Origin of the sequence: Kitasatospora sp. NBC_01266, from assembly GCF_036242395.1 — a bacterium.
GTDB lineage: Bacteria > Actinomycetota > Actinomycetes > Streptomycetales > Streptomycetaceae > Kitasatospora.
Genome location: NZ_CP108458.1, coordinates 1174853 through 1190353, shown reverse-complemented (window position 1 = coordinate 1190353; position 15501 = coordinate 1174853). Strand labels below are relative to the sequence as shown.

Here is a 15501-nt window from a genome sequence, read left to right as displayed (position 1 = left end):
CGCGGCCTCAGCTGTCGAGCAGGTCCTTGATCGCCTGCAGCACGGCATCCTGACGCTCCTCGTGCAGCCAGCCGTGCCCGGCGTCCGCCAGAACCCGGTGCTCGCTGCGCGGTACCGAGGCGGCCGGCCGCGCGTGCGGGAGCTGCTTGCGCTCGTTCGTCCGGCGAATGATCTCCCCGGACCAGATCTGGGCCTGGTTGGCGTCCGGCCCCAGCGCGCTGACCACGATCAGCGGCACGCGCACCGCCTCCGGCCAGCTCGCGAAGTGTCCGCGCAGCGCCTCGCGGGAGTGCTGGAGCTGGTCCTCGGTGGCCTCGGACAGGCCCTGGGCGTACAGACCCTAGACGCCCCGCCAGCGCCGGACCGCCGGGTGGAGCCCGGACAGCACCGCCTCGAACTGGGCCCGGTCGCAGCTCGCGTCGACCGGCAGCCGGCTGACCCGCAGGGCTTCGCGGGGCAGCCGCGGATTGAGGCGGTGGTCGCTGACGAAGGCGGTGGGGTAGCCGAGGTCGGTCAGCAGGCCGGCGGCCCGGGGGTCGTGGTGGCCGCCGGGGTAGGCGAAGGCGGTGGGCGCGGCGCCGAGCCAGTCGGTCAGCGCCTGGTGGGCGGTGTGGATCTCGGCCCGCACGGTGGCGTCGTCACAGCGTCGCAGGTCGGCGTCGCCCAGGGTCTGGTTGCCGATCACCACCTGGTCGGCCGTCAGCCGGCGCAGCTGCTCCGGGGTCAGCCGTTCCCGTCGCGGCGGGCGGGCGGGCGAGCTGACCCGCAGTTCGTGCAGGCTGCGGCGGCGGTCCGGGTCGGGCAGCGCGGCCAGCCGGGCCAGCCGTCCGGCGAGGCCGTCGCCGGTGACGGCCCGGGCGTGGCCGCCGTTGGCGAGCAGGAACGCGGCCTCCTGGCGCCAGGACAGGCGGTCGGTGCCGATCAGCTCGGTGACCACGAAGGCCACCGCGGGCAGCCCGCGCGCCGTGAGCGCGGGCAGCGCGTGGTCCAGCACACCGCGATCGGCGTCGTCGAAGGTGATCAGTACGCTGCGCGGCGGCAGCGGCCGGCCCTCGCGCACCGCCTGTTCCAGGGCGGGCAGCGAGATCGGGACCGCGACCCGGCGGAGCCGGTCGAGCTGGGCGCCGAAGGCCCGCCGGTCGGTCACCCGGCGGTAGGCCAGCACCACCAGGCGGCGCGCCGCGTGGGCGCGGAAGAGCGGCTGGGCGGGGGAGTGGCGCAGCCAGTGGACCAGCCGGTCGGCGCCGGCCTGGTCGGGCCTGCCGGGAGCCGACGCCGGGCGGCCTGACGTCCCGGGGCCCGACGCGCCGGCCTCCTGCGCCCTGAAGTCCGGTGTCCTGGTGTCCGGTCGCGGCACGGCTGCCCCCAAGGCCTGGGCCGGGCGCACCCGGCGAGAGATCGCTCGATGTACTAACGGACTCCCACGTCCTGCGGATGGTTGTACGGGACAGCACCGACACCGGGATATCCGCCGGCTGCACGGGCGGGTGGCAGTGCCGTGGTCCCAGGCGGCTACGGCTGCGGCTGCTGGGTGCGCAACCACCGCGCGGTGCCGGCCAGGCCCTCGCGCAGCGGCACCGGGGCCAGATCGGGGAAGAGCTCGCGCAGCCGCGTGCTGTCCGCCACCGAATCGCGCACGTCGCCGGCTCTGGGCTCGGTGTGCGCCACGTCCAGCGGCCGCCCGAGGACCTCGCCCAGTTCGGCGATCAGCTCCAGCAGGGTGGCCCCGGTGCCGAGCGCGACATTGACCGGCTCCGGGTCGACCACCCGGCGCAGCACCGCCGTGCAGAGCACCTGCGCGACCGTGCCGACGTAGACGAAGTCGCGCGTCTGCCCGCCGTCGCCGTGCACCGTCACCGGGCGCCCGGCCAGCGCGGCGGTGAGGAAGGCGGGCACCACGGCGGCGTAGGCGTGGTCGGCCGGCTGCAGCGGTCCGAAGACGTTGAAGAACCGCAGCGGCAGCACGCCCAGCCCGTAGCAGTGGTGATAGGCCCTCAGGTAGCCCTCGGCGGCCAACTTGTCGACCGCGTAGGGGCTCAGTGGCTCGGGCCGCATGCTCTCGCGCTTGGGCAGCTCGGGCCCGGCCCCGCAGACCGCGGAGGAGGAGGCCGCCACCACGTGGAGCCCGCCGGCCCGCCGGGCGGCTTCGAGCACGGGCGGGGTGCCGGTGGCGTTGACCCGGTGGCTGGCCGTCGGATCGGCCACCGAACGCGGCACCGACGGCAGCGCGGCCAGGTGCACCACGGCGTCGGCGCCGGCGAAGGCCGCGTCGAGCAGTTCCGGCTCCAGGATCGAGCCCTCGTGGACGGTTGCCGCCAGGCCGGCCAGGTTGGCCTTGTGCCCGCTGCTGAAGTCGTCGACCACCCGGACCTCGGTGATCTCGAGCCGGTCCAGCAGCGCCGCCACCAGGTTGGCGCCGATGAACCCGGCTCCGCCGGTGACGACCACGCGCATGACGAGATTCCTCCCGGGAACTGGGTTGAGGCGGCGGGCGGGGCCGATCGTAGCCGACCGGACACGTTCCGTGTACCCCCTCTACAGACTGTTCATCTGATCGTCTGCCGGTTCCGGTGCTCTGCCGCATCGGACTCAGAGCTTGCGCTGCCGGTAGGCCTCCTCCGCCGCCTCGACCGCCGCGGCCAGGTCGCCGCCCGCCGAGGCGGTCTGCACGGCGGCCACCGCGCCCTCCACGAAGGGCGCGTCGGCGAACCGCACCGGGAACGGCAGCCCGTGCTCGTCCGCCGCCGCCAGCACCGACAGCACCACGTGGACCGCCGACGGCAGGTCGGCCAGCACCACCACCCCGTGCCCCTGGTCCACCCGGCGGGCCGCCGCCGCGATCAGCAGCGCGCTGCTGCCCAGGCCGTCCCCGGGATGCCCGCCGGTGGCCGCCACCGCGGCCGGATCGTCGGTCTGCGCCATCGCCCTGGCCAGATCGGCGGTGTCCTGCGCGAGGTCCCGGCTGTGCGAGACCAGCACCACGCCGACCCGGCCCAGCGCGGCCGAGCGGGTCGGCGCCTGGTTCGGTACCCGGGCGGCCGAGGGCGCCTCCCCGATCGGGATGACGTCCGCCCCGCTCGCGCCCCGCGGGCTGACCTGCCCCATCGGCTGCTCCCTCCGGGTCTGCCACCGTCCGACTCTGCCGACTCTCGCCGCCCACTCTCGCAAATCCGCCCACCGCTCCCGCCCCGCCGCGCCGAGGCGCCGCGCGCTGCGGGCATGACGACCGGCCAGGTCGCCCGGCCAGGGGTGCGCGGCACGTCGCTTAGCACGTCACCGCCGCTCGTGCGGCCAGGATCGCCGCGATCCCGCCTGACCGGAGGAGTCCGGCGCAGTGCGGTCCGGGCGGTGGTGCGGACGGCTACGCTGACCACCCTGAAGGACGTTCGGGAGGAGCAGCACCAGTGACAACCGAGACCAGCGCAGACGAGACCGCCCAGGGCGGACCGGCCGTCCCGCCGGCGCGCAAGCCCAAGTTGGACACCACGGGGGCCGAGTGGCTCTCCGCCAAGCAGGAGGACGGGTCGCCCGGCGACGTCCAGATCGCCTTCGTGGATGGCTACATCGCGATGCGCGACGGACGCTTTCCGGACGGGCCGGTGCTGGTGTTCACCCCGGAGGAGTGGCGGGCCTTCGTACTCGGCGCCCAGGACGGCGAGTTCGACCTGACCTGAGTTCAGCTCGACTCCCAGGGCCGTCGGTTCAGTCAACCGGCGGCCCTTTCGCTTGCCCGGTCGGCGGACTGGCCCCCGGCGGACTGGCCGTCGGCGGACCGGCTCTCGGCGGACCAGGCTCCGGAAAAGCAGCCAGGCGCCGTGCCGACCGCCCCCACGCGGTCGTGCACGGCGCCTGCTGTACGGCCCGGTTCGCGAGACCGGGCCCCTCCGGCTGTCCCCGATGCCGGTCCGCGAAGACCGGCGCCGCCGGGAGGCGGGCGGCGGGGCCACGAGGGCCCAGGCCACCAGTGCCCGGGATCCGAACGCCCCCACGCGTCGGTGTCCAGGGCGTGGTCCGCAGGCGCGACAGAGTCGGGGAACCCACGAACCAAGCTTTGGGTGAAGGGTTGCAGAGCTGATGCTTGAAAAAGTTGCACGAAACAACGAACTGACGTGGTACACAAGAACCGCAGTCGCTGCACGACCTGTGCCAAGGGTGGCAAGGGAGGGTTGGGCGCATGCGAATGCGCCACAGCAGGCCACCCCCACGTGGAACGGGTCCACAGCAGCTGCCGTACATCCGCGACCGTAGCCCGGACGGTTGCTCAGCGTCAACATTCGTCTCGGAGCGTGGAGCTCGCGCCCTTGTGAACGCCCGGGCAACGCGCCTCGGCGCCGCCCCGTGCGGTCGCGCGCCCCCGGGCACGTACGATGGCGACATGTCATTTCTCCGCCGACGCTCCGGCACCCCCGCGGGCCCGGACTTCGACGTCCTCGCGATGGACCCGGGCGACTGGCCCGGCCTCTTCGGCGCCGCGGTGATGACCGGCCCGGACGGCTCCTGCCAGGGGATCTTCCTGCGCTACGACCTGTTCGGCGGTCGTGGCCCGGCGATGTTCATCGGCAACCTGCCGGAGGGCTCGCCGGCGCGCAACCCCGAGGACGGCGTGCCGTTCGAGATCAGACAGCTGCTCGCGGCGCTGGAGTCGGACGAGCCGGTGGAGTTCGTCTCGGCCGAGGACTTCCCGGTGATGCTCGGCGATGACCTGCTGATCGTGAAGAAGGTCAAGGTCTCCGAGGAGCGGGTGTTCTGCGCCCAGTTCGACCGCAGCGACCAGGTCCAGGTCACCATCGCCAGCTGGGACCGGCCGATCGCGGACGATCTCTACCAGCTGCTCAAGCCGCTCCCGGCGGACCTGTTCCAGCAGGGCTGAAGGGCGCGTCGCGCCCGGCCCGAGTGCTGTTCGAGTGGTGCTTGACGCTTTCGGGCAGCGCTTGACGGTTTCGATCAACGCTTCGTACAGTCACCAGCATGTCGTCCTGCCGCCTGCTGCTGGTCCGTCGCAGCTACCTGGACCTGCGGCGGACCGCCAGCGCCATCTGTCGCTAGGGCCCGCCCTGACCCGCGCGGGTCCTGACCGATCCGCGCTCCGGCCGAGGACGACCGCGCTGCCCCGACACCGGATCGGCCGCGCCTCGCGCTCCCGCACGCCCCCACCGCCGTGCAGCCGATGCCGGCTGCCGAGCCCCCACGCAGGCCGCCCGGAGGCAGCAGCGCCATGACCGCTCGAACCGACCGTCCGTCAGCCGCCGACCGCGCCACCACGGACTCGGCTGTGACAAACCGCGCGGCGCCAGACCAGGCCGCGCCAGACCACGCCGCGACAGCCCGCCCGGCGGACCGTCCGCTGCCGTCGGACGCCCCGTCAGCGCTGACCGGGGCGCTGGCCAAGCTGCCCCGGGTGGTGGACCTGCTGGCCGCCCGCGCGGAGGAGCACGACCGCGACGCGACCTTCCCCTACCAGGGCATCGAGGCGGTGCACGAGGCCGGCCTGCTCACCCTGACGGTCGGTCAGCGCTACGGCGGCCCGGCCGGCCGGCTCGCCGACACCGTCCAGGTGCTGGCCGAACTGGCCCGGGGCGATGCCTCGGTGGCCCTGGTCACCGCCCACACCCTGCTGCTCCACGCCGAGCAGGACCGCAGTGGCGGCTGGCCCGCTGCCGCCTACCGCCGCCTGCTGACCGAGTCCCGGCGCGGGCCCGCGCTGGTCAACACGCTCGACGCGGATCCGTCGGCCACCGACCCGGCGCAGGCCGTGCCGCTGCTGGCCCGGCGGGACGGCAGCGGCGGCTGGCTGCTGACGGGCCGTCGCACCGGCTGCACCGGCGCCGAGGCGCTGGCCTGGCTGGCGGTGCGGGCGGTCACCGACGAGCCGCAGCCGCGTACCGGTCTCTTCCTGGTCCGTGGCGAGAGCCCGGGGGTCGAGGTCGACCCGGTCGGGGACCATCTGGGGCTGCGGGCCAGTGCCGGCCACGACCTGGTCTTCACCGGGGTCGCGGTGTCCGCCGAGGCCGCGCTCGGGCTGCGTCCGCTCGATGTCGAGCCCGACCCGGCGACCGGACTCGGTGCCGCCTGGCGCGACCTGGCGCTCGTGGCGGTGCAACTCGGCGTGGGCCGGGCGGCCCGGGACTGGCTGGTCCGGTTCCTGAACCTGCGCACCCCGGCCAACCTCGGGGAGCCGCTGGGCACCCTGCCGCGCTACCAGGTGGGTCTGGGGGAGGTGGCGAGCGCGCTGGTCGGGGCGGAAGAGCTGGTGGCCGGCCTGGCGGCGCGGATCGACGCGGGCGAGCCCGGTGCCGCGGCGCGGGCCGGCTCGGCCCAACTGCTGGCCTCCCGCGCGGTGGTCGACGCGGTGCAGCGGGCGGTGGCGCTCACCGGTGCTCCGGGCCTGAGCCGACGCCACCCGCTGGAGCGCTACCTGCGGGACGCGCTCAGCTGCCGGCTGCACGGGCGCTGCGAGGAGCAGGTGCTGGCCGAGGTCGGCCGGGCCGCCCTGCTGGCCGGGTCCGCCCGACCGCGCGGCGTCTGCTGAGCCGGGGCCGGCCGAGCAGCCCGCCCTGACCGAGCGGGCTGCCCCGACCGAACACCCGTGCCTACCGAACCTGCCGGCGGGCCGCCGCCCACCGGCCCCGCCGCTCAGCGCGTGCCCACCGCGGCCCGCACCGCGCGCCGGGCCAGCGCCGCGTCGTCGTACAGCCGACGGATCATCAGCCGCTGCTCCTCGCCGGCCCCCGGCACGTCGTAGATCCGCAGCTCGCGCATCAGCACCAGCACCAGGTTGACCAGGAACGCGTCCCGGGCCACCGTGCCGCCGACCTGGGCGAGTTGGCTGATCTGGCGACGGGCCGCGGTGTCGCCGGAGAGCACGCTCCAGAGCACCGCCAGGTCGTAGCCGGGCAGGTACCAGCCGGCCTGCTCCCAGTCGAGCACCACCGGACCCGAGGGGGCCAGCATGATGTTGCTGAGCAGCGCGTCGCCGTGGCACAGCTGCCAGCCGGTGTGCGAGAGGCCGTGGAGCAACTGCCGCAGGTCGCCCGCGTCCCGGTCGGTGAGCTGCCCGACCGAGTGGTAGCGGCCGATCTCGAACTGGTAGTCCAGCGGCTGGTGGAAGACGTCGACCGGCGGGCGCCACAGGTTGAGCGAGCGGATCGAGCCGAGGATCGCGCGCACCTCGCCGGGGGTCGGGGCGTTCGCCGGGTGGCGCTCCAGCGCGGCCGGGCGGCCCGGGATCCGCTCCAGCACCAGCACGCAGCGGTCGTGGTCGGCCGCCACCAGACGCGGCATCCGCACCGGGGGGCGATGCCGCACGAAGGTCCGGTAGATCGCCACCTCGCGGCGGAACCGCTCCACCAGCACGGCCCGCCGCTCGCTCTGCACCGCCTGCGGGGAGAGGCACTTGGCGACCACGGCGGTGCGCCCGATCAGCCCGGTGATCAGGATGTGCGCGCCGTCCTCGCGCAGCACCTGACGCGCCGAGAACGCGGGACATATCCGGGTGATGTGGGCGAGCGCGGCCCGCACGGCCGGGGTGGCGAGGGCGGTGGTGTCCACCCGGCCCCAGCCCTCGGCCGCCGCTGCGCCCACGCCGTTGGGGGTGGCGTACTGGGGCGCGCGGGGGCGCAGCAGGCGCTCACCGGCGCGCGGCAGGTAGGCGGGTGCCTCGATCCGCCCGGCGGGACGGGCCGGGACGGCCGGCTTCGGCCCGGGCCGGCGGACCGCCACGGAGGACGGCGGCCGCTGCGGGATGCCGGTCCGGGGCGCGGTGGGGGAAGTCGCGGAGGAGTACATGAGGGGGAGGGATTCCCTTCCTTGCCGACGGCATATGTCAGCCAAGGCGGCGGCCCTGGCGGGGGTCAGACGGTGGTGCCGCGGAGCCGGTCGCCGCGGTGCGGTCCGGCTCGCTGGTGTGTACGACCTGGCTCGCTGGTGTGTACGACGGCGCACGGGGGGTGTGCTCCGGCGTACCCGGTCGCGGTTGACCGCCCAGGGGTGGGACGGACGGTCGACCGCGTCGGGCGGAGCGCAGTGCCGGGGCCGGCCGGCCGAGCGAACCAACGCACCCTGGGGAAATGCGCTGGCCCGTGCGGTCGGCCGGGCCCGGCGCCGATGCGCCACCCGGTCGCGCCACCCCCTTTCGCCAGGCCGCCGAGCGGCCCGTCAACACCCCGGGGATCCCCTCCCCGGCCGTTGTTTCCAGGGCTCGGAGTGATCCGGGCCCCGGGTGGGGTTGCGCATCTCTACCTGACACCCCGGCCGGGCTGGCTGACCAGTTGGCGCACGGTGGCGAAGCCTGGCGAATGCTCGCCTGGCATGTGACAGGCCATTAGGCTCGAACCAGCCGAGGAGCCTGGGGGCTTGATGTGAGCAGCGGACCCAACACCAGACTCGCCGACCTGTTCGCCCTGACCGGTTGGTCGAAGGGCGAGCTGGCCAGGCTGGTCAACCGGCGTGGTGCGGCGATGGGGCAGCAGCAGCTGTCCACCGACACCTCGCGGGTGCGGCGCTGGATCGAACGGGGCGAGGTCCCGCGCGATCCGGTGCCGCGGGTGCTGGCCGCGGTGTTCACCGAGCGGCTCGGCCGTGTCGTCTCCATCGAGGACCTCGGTCTGGCGCGGCATCGGCGATTCAGTTCGGCCAAGGCGGGTGCTGCCGAGGCCGCGGAGCCGGAGCGGACGGCCGAGATCCTCACCGAGTTCACGGGAATGGATCTCATGCTCAACCGACGCGGACTGGCCGATACCGTCACGGAGCTGCCGGGTGCCTCCGTCATCCCCGACTCCCTCTACCACTGGCTCGCCGGCGGCGATGTCGCCTATGCGGCGAGCCGCCCCGGGCCGCGCCAGGTGATCACCGGCACCCCGGGCCGACCGATCGTGGACGTCTACGAGCCCGGCCCGGCGGGCCTGGAGGAGGTCGTCGCGCTGGAGCGCTCGTTCGAGGTGTTCCGGGCCTGGGACGCCTCGCGCGGCGGCGGGTTGCAGCGCAAGGCGGTGATCGGCCAGCTCAACGAGGTGGGCGGGATGCTGACCCACCGGCATCCACCGGAGCTGGCGAGGCGGCTGTGGCTGGTGGCGGCCAACCTGGCGGCGCTGGCCGGCTGGATGTCGCACGACGTCGGTCTGGAGGCGACCGGGCAGCGCTACTTCGTGATCGCCGCGCAGGCCGCCAAGGAGGCCGGCGACCGGCCGCGCGCCGGTGAGGCGATCTCGCGCTGCGCCCGCCAGCTGCTGCACCACGGCCGGGCCGCCGAGGCCCTGGAGCTGATGCGGATGGCCCACGCGGGCGCCGGCCCCGGCATGGGGCCGCTGACCCGGGCGATGCTGAACACGGTGGAGGCCTGGGCGCAGGCCTCACTGGGCCGCACCCAGGAGGTGGCGCGGCTGCTCGGTGAATCCGAGGAGTACTACACCCAGGGTGCGGCGGATCCGCAGCCGGTCTGGATGCAGACCTTCAACGAGGCCGAGCTGCACGGCATGCAGTCCCTGGTCTACCGCACCCTGGCGGAGCACGATCCGAACGCCGCCGAGCAGGCCGTGGCACATGTGCGGGCCGCGATGCGGCTGCGCGCCGGGCAGGGCCAGGAGCGCTCCACGGTGCTGGACCTGGTCACGATCGCCTCGGTGCACTGGCTCACCGGGGAGCCGGAGGAGGCCCAGCGGCAGACCCGCCAGGCGCTGGCCCAGATCGGCAACACCTCGTCGCACCGGACCTGGGACCGACTGCACCGGATGGACCGGCTGGCCGCCCGCTACCAGGCGCTGCCGGAGGTGGCCGAGCTGCGGGCCGAGATCAGGGCGGCGGTGCCGCCGGCCCGCCGCCCCGCTGATTAGAGCGGTCTCAGATGGTTCAGATGGTGTCGACGGCGGCGCTGTGCACCTGGTCCCAGGCCTCCTGGACGTAGCGCTCGCGCTCGACCAGGGTCAGCGTGGGGAAGTACTCCTTCAGCCGCTCCACCACGACCTGCTCGGGCTCGTGGCAGTCGTGCAGCAGGAACGCGGCCTTGTGAAGAATCTGGCTGTCCATGGAACAGGTCCTCCCTGGGTGCAGGTCCGCCCTGTGCCGACGCTGCGGCGGACAGCATATGTCGCGCGGGGTACCGGCCGATCGGCCAGGGCAGCACGACACGAGGAGGACGCGAGCGCGCGCCCGGCGGACCCGGGCGGGCGGCGGGGCAGGTCAGCAGGCTCGGATCAGCATCCGCAGCGAGACCACCTGGCCGTCGGGGCCGAGCACCGGGCGCCCGGAGCAGTGCACGGCCGCGACCGTCCCGCCCGCCTGCTGGATCCTGATCACGCCGTCCAGCGGGCTGCCGTGCACCAGGGCCTCGGTCACCATCCGGCAGAGCGCCGGCCGGTCCTGCGGGACCAGTTGGCCGGGCAGTTGATCGAGGGTCAGCGGGCCGAGACCGGGATCGCGGGCCAGGATCGGGTAGACCTGCGCCGACCAGTGCACGGTGTCCCGGACCAGGTCCCATTCCATGGCGGCAGTGGCCTTGGCGGGGGGTGCGCTGCGCAGGGGGAGACTCATCGGCGGTCCCACAGGGCTTGGTAGAGGTGACTGGGGGAGTGGTGAGTCGACTCTGGCACAACATCACCCTCCGTGTGGGAAGAATGGCAGAAACGGAGCGAACTTTCATCTGGCATATGCCGAACGCACCTGTGAAGGTGCCGAGCCCGCTCGGCCGAGAACCGGATCCGATTGAGGTGTGTGCGTCCTGGGCAGGCAGGCGGTAACCTACGGTGATTCCGGCGCCCGGGCGCCCGCCCAGCGTGACCACCAGACCCCCGGCGACGGAAATCCCGTTGCCACGACGACCGCCGCAACGGATGCTGACCTCATGTTCGAGCCCGTGATAGCCCCCAGCAACAGCCTCCTCGGCCTGCTTCAGCGAGGACGCGGTGACGGGCAGTTGCATGCGCTCGCAGCCGACCGTGACGAGGCCGTCGCCGCCCTGGAGGAGTGCGTCACCAGCGACCCCCGTGGCGACTGGCAGGTCGAGAACCGCTCCCTTTACTACGCCCGCGTCTACATGGACCTGGAAGCCCCGCTCGGCGGCATCGAGCGGCACCTGAGCCACCCCGACGACCTGCTCGACCCGGACGAGCAGCGCACCGGCTTGGCCCTGGCCGTCCTCGGCCACCTGGCCGGCTACGGCCGCCGCGACGCCCTGCTGCTGCTGCGCCAGTACGCCGCGAGCGGCGGGAACTGGGCCTGGGCGCTGGACGAGCTGGGCCTGCGCGACGAGGACGCGGCACTGCTCGCGCTGGCCCCCGCCGTGCTGCGCCGCTTCCCCGAGACCCCGCAGGGCGAGACCGAGCTGCGCGCGGCGATCCGCGCCGCCTACGAACCCCGGCCGTGGCGGCTGTGGGCCGAGCAGCACCCGCGGGTCGCCGCCGCGAGCGAGCAGTCCCCCTTCGACCTGTGGCAGCGGCAACTGGGCAGAGGCCAGGTCACGCCGGGCTGGAGCGTGGCCGACGTGCTCGCCTGGGCCGACCAGGGGGACAGCGCGGTGCGCCCGGACCCGGCCGCCGTCGAGCGCCGGGCGGCTGCCGCCGCCCGCTGTCTGGCCGCGGTGGCCCGTCCCGAGGACCGCGACACCCTGCTCGCCGCCGCCCGCGACGGCGCCGAGGGGGCCCGCCGGGCCGCCCTGCGGCACCTGGTCGACCAGGACGACGAGGCGCTCACCGAGCTGATCGAGGCGGCGGCGGCCGACGCCGACCGGCGCGTGGTCCGCGCCGCGCTGGACGCGTTGGCCAGGATGCGCGGGCCGCGCGCCTTGGTCCGGGCCCGCCGCTGGGCCGACCCGGCCACCGGCGGCGGGGACAGCGTGCTCGGCGAGGCCGCCGTGCTGCTGCTCGCCGACATCGGCGAGCCGGCCGACGCCCCGGCGGTGGTCGCCGGGCTGCGGCAGCGGGTGCTGACGCACGGGGTGCGGGACGCCGCGCTGGCCGGCCTGGTGGACGGTGCGGGGCGGCTGGCCGCCGTGGAAGCCGTCCCGATCCTGCGCCACATCTACGGTGAGGCCACCTCCTCCGACCTGCGGGGACGCGCCGCCCGGGCGCTGGCCGTCACCGATCGGCACTTCTCCAGCGGTGTCGCCGTCGAGTGCCTCTGGGACTGCGAGGAGGCCACTCGCGAGCTGGCCGCCCGCCATGTGGTGACCACCGGTGACGCCAGGGTGCTGGAGCGCCTGCGCCGACTGGCCGCCGACCCGGCCGAGGAGGCCGAGGTGCACGCGGCGGTGCGCGGCCGGCTCACCGCCAGGGGCTAGGCCAGGGCCGCCGGGGCCGGCGCGTAGTGCCAGAAGGCGGGCGCGGCGGCGACGGTGCCGAGCATCACCAGCACCACCAGCACGCCGCCGCCGCTGATCGCCCAGCCGGTGCCGAACGCGGCGCCCGCCGCGCCGTGCGCCAGCCCGGCCAGGCGCGGCCCGCCGGCCGCGATCACGGTGTCCGCACCCTGCAGCCGACCGCGCATCGCGTCGGTGGCGGCGCCCTGCAGGATGGTCTTGCGGAACACGCTCAGCACCACGATCGCCGCCCCGCCGAGCGCCAGCAGCACCGCCGCCGACCAGAGCGAGCGGGCCAGGCCGAAGCCGGCGATCGCCAGGCCCCAGCCGCAGACCGCGCAGGTCACCAGCGCGCCGTGCCGGCGCAGCCGGGTGAAGCTGCCGGAGCAGGCGCCCGCCAGCAGCGCGCCCAGCGAGATCGCGGCCGAGAAGACCCCGATCGCCGAGGTCCCGAAGCCCTGCCGGGCCAGCTGCGGGAAGAGCGCGACGGGCATGCCGAAGAACATCGCGGTGAAGTCGGCCAGGTAGGCGACCAGCAGGATCCGTTGCCCCGTCAGATAGCGCAGGCCGTCCGCGACACCGCGCAGGATCGAGCCGCTCGCCCCGCCGCCGATCGGCGCCAGCGCCGGCAGCCGGCGGCACAGCAGCAGCGCGGCGAGCAGGCCGAGGGTGTCCAGCAGGTAGAGCGGGCCGAGGCCGCTGACGGTGAGCAGCGCGCCGGCGAGCAGCGGGCCGCCGATGCCGCCCAGCCAACTGACGCTGGTCTGCAGCGCGTTGGCCGCGGGCAGGAGTTCGGCCGGGACCAACCGGGGCGCGATCGCGCCCCGGACGGTGGAGTTGGCACCGAAGCAGGCCTGCTGAGCGGCGATCAGGAGCAGCAGCACGACGGCCGAGCCAGCGCCGGTCGCCGCCTGCGTCCAGAGCAGCAGCGAGCAGAGCGCGATCCCGGCGTTGCCGAGCAGCAGCACCCGGCGCCGGTCCAGGCGGTCGGCCACCGCCCCGCCCCAGAGCGCGGCGAGCACCATCGGCAGCAGCCCGGCCGCGCTGCCGAGCCCCACCCAGAGCGAGGAGCCGGTGAGCCGGTACAGCTGGAGCGGCACGGCGAACGCGGTGAGCTGGCCGCCGACGGCGGTCAGGGCGGAGGAGAGGAAGAACCGGCGGAACGCGGGCAGCCGCAGCGGCCGCAGGTCGGGCGGGGCGAGGCGTGGTGTCATGCCCTCAGCCCGCCGCGACGACATCCGCCACCGCGCAGGCGATGTTGTCGGGACCGCCGGCCCGGTTGGCGAGCGCGATCAGCTGCTGCACCGCCTGCTCCGGGTCGGCGATGGTGCTCAGCGCCGTGTGCAGGGCGGCCTGCGGGACGGTGGTGCTGAGTCCGTCCGAGCAGAGCAGGTAGCGGTCACCGGGCCGGGCGGCGTGCAGCGAGAGGTCGGGCCGGGCCTCGGTCCCGGGGCCGGTCAGCGCGCGCAGCAGCATGGCGCGCTGCGGGTGCGAGGCGGCCTCGTCGGCGGTGATCCGGCCCTGGTCGACCATCGCCTGGACCAGCGTGTGGTCGTGGGTGATCTGGAACAGCTCGCCGTCCCGCAGCAGGTACGCCCGGGAGTCCCCGATGTGCACCAGCGCGAGGCGCGAACCGGCGAGCAGCAGGGCGGTGAGCGTGGTCCCGGTCCGGTCCGGCGTCCCGTCGACGCCTTCCCGCACCGCTTCGGCGAGGGCGTTCAGCAGGTCGCCGGGGCCGACGGCGGCCGCGTCGAAGCGCCTGAGCGCCTCGACGGCGGCCCCGGCCGCCTCGGGCCCGCCGAACCCGTCCGCGACGGCCAGCAGAGCGCCGTCCGCGTAGGCGGTGTCCTCGTTGCGGGCCCGCACCAGGCCCCGGTCGGTCCGGGCCGCGTAGCGAAGTCCCAGTGTGGTGCTCATGCCTGTCCCCTCGGTGAGGTGGTCCAGGAGGAGGGTGACCAGGTCCTGCCGCGCGGCCGTGTCGGCCAGTACGCCGTCCCAGTAGGCGCCGAGTTCGGCGGCGGCCAGGGCGGGCGCCAGCTCGCAGAGCAGCCGGATCCGGGCCAGCGGCAGGCCGATCCGGCGCAGGTGGGCGACCAGCCTGGCGCGGTCCAACTGCTCGGCGGCGTAGAAGCGGTAGCCGGAGTACGGGTCCACCTCGGCCGGGCGCAGCAGGCCCAGCTCGTCGTAGAGCCGCAGCGCCTTCGGTGTCAGCCCGCAGGCCCGCGCGAACGCCCCGATGGTCAGCCGGTCCACCCCGTCCCCCTCCTCCTGCCGGGCGTTGTCGCCCGGCAGGAGGATGCTGGAGCTTCCCCCTGGGTGAAGGTCAACCGGACCGGGTCAACGCCGTGCCGGGACGAACCGTACCGGTATCCCCGGCCTGGCCTGCGCGGCGGCCGCCAGGTCGGCCTCCGGCACCACGCCGAGCACGGGGTAGCCGCCGGTGGCCGGGTGGTCGGCGAGGAAGACCACCGGCTGCCCGTCCGGCGGCACCTGCACCGCGCCCAGCACCATGCCCTCGCTGGCCAGTTCCTGGTGCCGGCGCCGGATCAGCCCGGGGCCCTCGGTGCGCAGCGCCACCCGGTTGCTGGCCGGCGCCACCCGGTAGCGGGCCCTGGCCAGCGCGGTCAGCGAGTCCGGCCGGAACCAGTCGGCGCGCGGTCCCGGCAGCAGCCGCAGCACCAGCTCCGCCGGCATCGCGGGCAGCGGCAGGACGTCGACGCCCGGCACCCCGGTCCCGGCGCCGGCCGCGCCGATCGGCAGCAGCTCGCCGACCCGCAGCGGGGCGGGGCCGAGCCCGGTGAGCAGGTCGGCCGAGCGGCTGCCCAGCACCGGTGGCACCGCGATCCCGCCCCGCACCGCGAGGTAGCTGCGCACGCCGAAGTCGGCCGGTCCGACGTCCAGCGTCGCGCCGACCGGCAGCCGCACCGCCGTGCCCCAGGCCGCCGGGCGTCCGTCCACCCGCACCGCGGCCGGCGCGCCGGTTACGGCCACCAGCAGGGGGGCGTCCACCGCCCGCACCGTGAGGCCGCCGAGCGTGCTCTCCACGGCGGCGGCGCCGGGCGGGTTGCCGACCAGCCGGTTGGCGGCGGCGTACGCGGGCTGGTCCAGTGCCCCGGCCCGGGGCACGCCCTGGTGGGCGACGCCGAACCGGCCCAGGTCCTGCACGGTGCTCAGCGGTCCGGACCGCACCACGAGCAGCCCGGCGGCGATCACTG

At 75.1% G+C, this 15501-nt stretch carries 15 protein-coding genes; 5 read left to right on the top strand and 10 right to left on the bottom strand.

The genetic code is table 11. The features are described from left to right. Nucleotides 1-7 precede the first annotated feature (7 nt). From OG403_RS05350 to OG403_RS05335, 4 genes are all read right to left on the bottom strand, one after another. A complete protein-coding gene (locus OG403_RS05350) occupies nucleotides 8-238 on the bottom strand; it encodes a hypothetical protein (protein WP_329561849.1) in 231 nt (76 codons plus the stop codon). 102 nt (nucleotides 239-340) lie between these two features. Beyond that, nucleotides 341-1357 (bottom strand): polysaccharide deacetylase family protein, encoded by a 1017-nt coding sequence (locus OG403_RS05345; protein ID WP_329561847.1) that lies wholly within the window; start codon nucleotides 1355-1357, stop codon nucleotides 341-343. A gap of 155 nt (nucleotides 1358-1512) precedes the next feature. After that, nucleotides 1513-2454, bottom strand: a complete 942-nt coding sequence (locus OG403_RS05340; protein ID WP_329561846.1) for an NAD-dependent epimerase/dehydratase family protein — start codon at nucleotides 2452-2454, stop codon at nucleotides 1513-1515. Between the two features lie 135 nt (nucleotides 2455-2589). Then, nucleotides 2590-3105: a PTS-dependent dihydroxyacetone kinase phosphotransferase subunit DhaM gene (locus OG403_RS05335; RefSeq protein WP_329561844.1), complete on the bottom strand. Its 516-nt coding sequence runs from the start codon at nucleotides 3103-3105 to the stop codon at nucleotides 2590-2592. A gap of 299 nt (nucleotides 3106-3404) precedes the next feature. Between OG403_RS05335 and OG403_RS05330 the strand changes: the two genes are divergently transcribed. The 3 genes from OG403_RS05330 (at nucleotide 3405) to OG403_RS05320 (ending at nucleotide 6529) form a co-directional block, all read left to right on the top strand. Continuing rightward, a complete protein-coding gene (locus OG403_RS05330) occupies nucleotides 3405-3674 on the top strand; it encodes a DUF397 domain-containing protein (protein ID WP_370147056.1) in 270 nt (89 codons plus the stop codon). 701 nt (nucleotides 3675-4375) lie between these two features. After that, a complete protein-coding gene (locus tag OG403_RS05325) occupies nucleotides 4376-4870 on the top strand; it encodes a hypothetical protein (RefSeq protein ID WP_329561842.1) in 495 nt (164 codons plus the stop codon). Nucleotides 4871-5272: 402 nt separating this feature from the next. Beyond that, a complete protein-coding gene (locus tag OG403_RS05320; RefSeq protein ID WP_329561840.1) occupies nucleotides 5273-6529 on the top strand; it encodes an acyl-CoA dehydrogenase family protein in 1257 nt (418 codons plus the stop codon). Between the two features lie 104 nt (nucleotides 6530-6633). Here the strand turns inward: OG403_RS05320 and OG403_RS05315 are convergent, their stop codons facing one another. Then, nucleotides 6634-7785: a phosphotransferase gene (locus tag OG403_RS05315; RefSeq protein ID WP_329561839.1), complete on the bottom strand. Its 1152-nt coding sequence runs from the start codon at nucleotides 7783-7785 to the stop codon at nucleotides 6634-6636. A gap of 572 nt (nucleotides 7786-8357) precedes the next feature. Here OG403_RS05315 and OG403_RS05310 point away from each other — a divergent pair. Further along, entirely contained in the window at nucleotides 8358-9827 is a 1470-nt protein-coding gene (locus tag OG403_RS05310; protein WP_329561837.1) for a DNA-binding protein NsdB, read from the top strand. A 16-nt stretch (nucleotides 9828-9843) separates the two neighbouring features. On the opposite strand, the gene OG403_RS05305 is transcribed toward OG403_RS05310, so the two are convergent. Both OG403_RS05305 and OG403_RS05300 read right to left on the bottom strand, forming a co-directional pair. Beyond that, nucleotides 9844-10020, bottom strand: a complete 177-nt coding sequence (locus tag OG403_RS05305; protein ID WP_329561835.1) for a hypothetical protein — start codon at nucleotides 10018-10020, stop codon at nucleotides 9844-9846. A 153-nt stretch (nucleotides 10021-10173) separates the two neighbouring features. Next, nucleotides 10174-10524 carry a PAS domain-containing protein gene (locus OG403_RS05300; protein ID WP_329561834.1) on the bottom strand — a complete coding sequence of 117 codons (351 nt, stop codon included), beginning with the start codon at nucleotides 10522-10524 and terminating at the stop codon, nucleotides 10174-10176. A 310-nt stretch (nucleotides 10525-10834) separates the two neighbouring features. On the opposite strand from OG403_RS05300, the gene OG403_RS05295 reads away from it, so the two are divergent. After that, a complete protein-coding gene (locus tag OG403_RS05295; protein WP_329561833.1) occupies nucleotides 10835-12268 on the top strand; it encodes a HEAT repeat domain-containing protein in 1434 nt (477 codons plus the stop codon). Here OG403_RS05295 and OG403_RS05290 read toward each other — a convergent pair. The 3 genes from OG403_RS05290 to OG403_RS05280 all read right to left on the bottom strand — a co-directional run bounded on the left by OG403_RS05290 (nucleotide 12265) and on the right by OG403_RS05280 (nucleotide 15499). Further along, a complete protein-coding gene (locus OG403_RS05290) occupies nucleotides 12265-13500 on the bottom strand; it encodes an MFS transporter (protein ID WP_329561831.1) in 1236 nt (411 codons plus the stop codon). The two genes, OG403_RS05295 and OG403_RS05290, sit on opposite strands and share 4 nt — an antisense overlap. A gap of 4 nt (nucleotides 13501-13504) precedes the next feature. Further along, the gene (locus OG403_RS05285; RefSeq protein ID WP_329561829.1) at nucleotides 13505-14539 is read right to left on the bottom strand and encodes a MerR family transcriptional regulator; all 1035 of its coding nucleotides are present in this window, start codon (nucleotides 14537-14539) and stop codon (nucleotides 13505-13507) included. Nucleotides 14540-14623: 84 nt separating this feature from the next. Continuing rightward, nucleotides 14624-15499, bottom strand: a complete 876-nt coding sequence (locus OG403_RS05280; protein WP_442911047.1) for a biotin-dependent carboxyltransferase family protein — start codon at nucleotides 15497-15499, stop codon at nucleotides 14624-14626. Nucleotides 15500-15501 lie beyond the last annotated feature (2 nt).